Source organism: Limnohabitans planktonicus II-D5, from assembly GCF_001270065.2.
GTDB classification, from domain to species: domain Bacteria; phylum Pseudomonadota; class Gammaproteobacteria; order Burkholderiales; family Burkholderiaceae_C; genus Limnohabitans_A; species Limnohabitans_A planktonicus.
Genome location: NZ_LFYT02000069.1, coordinates 1 through 2,421 on the forward strand (window position 1 = coordinate 1; position 2,421 = coordinate 2,421).

Sequence of the window (2,421 nt, forward strand, 5' to 3'; positions counted from 1 at the left end):
GCAGGGCCACTGTGCTTGTGCCCACTGTTTTGTCAATCACCAGAGGCAGCGTTTGCGCTGCACTTGTGTTGCCTGCGGGGTCGGTGGCGATGATGCTCACGCTGCCGCTTGTCATCGCGATGGTGGGCGTGACGCTCCAGCTGCCGTCTGCAGCCACCGTGGTGCTGAGCACTTCGCCTGTGCCGGGCATGGTCACTTGAATCACGTCGTCCTTGCTGCCCGTGCCGCTGATCGTGGGCATGTCGATACGGGTCAGGCGGTCTGACAACGCGCCGCTGTTGCTCGCGTCATCGAGCTTGACTGTGAAGCTCGGTGCTTGGGTGTCCACTGCGTAGCTGGCGGTGGCCACCGTGCCCGCGTTGCCCGCTTCGTCGGTGTAGGCCGTGCCCAGGCTCAGCGTGTTGCTGGCCGCTTCGGTGTCTGTTGCTGGCGTGAAGGTGGCTGTCCAGATCAGGCCGTCTGTGCTGGCGGTGAATGTGCTCAGAGCCCCGTTGGGCGCTGTGATGTCCGCGTTGCTGAAGTCTTTGACTTTTTCGCTGAAGGTGATGGTCACCGTGGCACTCTCGCCTGCTTTGAGCGCGTTGTCGCTCAGGGCGATGCTGGCCGTGGGCGCTTTGAGGTCAATGGCGTAGTTGGCGCTGCTGGTGCTGGCGCCTTGGTTGCCCGCCACGTCGGTGTAGCTGTTGGCCACGCTCATGACGTTGCTGGCGTCTGCCGTGCCTGCGGTGGGCGTGAAGCTGCCCACCCAGGTCTTGCCGCCATCGGTGGTGGCCAGGGTGCTCAGGGTGCCGTTTTCTACAGCCACGTCGGTGTTGCCAAAGCCGGTGACTTTCTCGCTGAAGACAATCGTCACTTGTGCGCTCTCGCCTGCCGTCAAGGCGTTGTCGCTCAGGGTGATGCTGGCGGTGGGGCCTTGGGTGTCTACGGCGTAGTTGCCGCTGGCTGCAGCCGATCCGGTGTTGCCGGCCAGGTCGCTGTAAGCGCCGGGGTTGACGCTGATGCTGTTGGCGGCTACTTCCACATTGGCGTTGGGCGTAAACGTCGCGGTCCAGGTGGTGCCGCCATCGGTGCTGGCCAGGGTGCTGAGCGTGCCGTTGGGCGCTGTCACGTCGGCGTTGCTGAAGTCTTTGACGGCTTCGCTGAAGGTGATGGTCAGCTGGGCGCTTTGTCCGGCCGTGAGGCTGGTCATCGGTGCGCCTTGGGCGTCTTGGAGGGTGACCACGGCCGAGGGGGCCTTGGTGTCCACGCTGTAGTTGCCGCTGGTGCCCACGGCTCCTGCGTTGCCGATCAAGTCGCTGTAGGTGTTGGCCAGCGTGATGACGTTGGTGGTGTCTTCAAGGTTGACGTTGGGCGTGTAGGTGCCGGTCCAGACGATGCCGTCGGTGCTGACCAAGGTGCCCAATGTGCCGTTTTGCACCGTGACATCCGCGTTGCCAAAGTCTTGCACTTTCTCGCTGAAGGTGATGGTCAGCGTGGTGGTCTCGCCCGCTTGCAGGGCTTCGTCGGCCAGTTTGATGGTGGCTGTGGGCGCTTTGGTGTCCAGGCTGTAGTTGCCGCTCGTGCCTGCGGTGCCCACGTTGCCTGCAATGTCGGTGTAGGTGGCCGACAGTTGCACCAGGTTGCTGGTGTCTTCGATGCTGCTGTGGGCCACCAAGGTGGCCGTCCAGGTCAGGCCGTCGTCGGCGGTGGCCAGGTTGCTCAGGCTGGCGTTGTCGGCCACCAGATCGCCCACATCAAAGGCGATGACTTTTTCTGAGAAGCGGATGGTGGCGGTGGCGCTGTCGCCTGCTTTGAGCAGTGTTTTGTCCAGCGCGATGCTTTGCACTTGCGGCGCCGAGGTGTCCACGCTGTAGCTGCGGCTGGCCGAGGTGCTGGCTTGGTTGCCTGCGGCATCGCTGGCGTTGAGCAGCACTTCCAGTGTTTTGTCCGAATCGGCCACCAGGTCGGCCGTGTCGATGCTGATGTTGTAGCTGCCCACGGCGTTGACGGTGCCGCTGAAGGTGTGGCCGTTCACGGCAATTTGCACCAGATCGCCTTCGCTGGCCCCCAGTGCAGCGCCAGTGATGGTGGTTTGCGGGTTGGCCGCATCGGCCGGGCCCACGGCATCGTCGCCGCCTATGGCCGTGATACTGACGGTGGGCACGGGTTTGCCGGTGTCCACCGTGAAGCTGAAGACGGTGGGGGTGCTGGTGTTGTTGGCTTTGTCGGTTTGGCGCACTTGCACGGTGTTGGCGCCTTCTTGCGCCGTGAAGGTGCTGCTCCAGGTGCTGCCGTCGGTGCTGTATTCGACCAAGGCGTCTGTTTCGATGAGCCCAATGTTCAGGTTGCCTACGGTGCTGATTTTGTCGCTTTGGCTGCGCCCGGTGTCGCACAGCAAGCTGACTGAGGGTGAGGCCACGGTTTGGTCGATGACCACCGCCA

Annotated in this window: 1 protein-coding gene; it reads right to left on the minus strand. The window is 63.4% G+C overall.

Features of this window, described 5'->3' with window-relative positions; all coding sequences use genetic code 11:
- Positions 1-2,398, minus strand: a 2,398-nt coding sequence (locus tag H663_RS40735) for an Ig-like domain-containing protein (RefSeq protein ID WP_165803981.1), incomplete at its 3' end; no start/stop codon positions are given.
- Positions 2,399-2,421 lie beyond the last annotated feature (23 nt).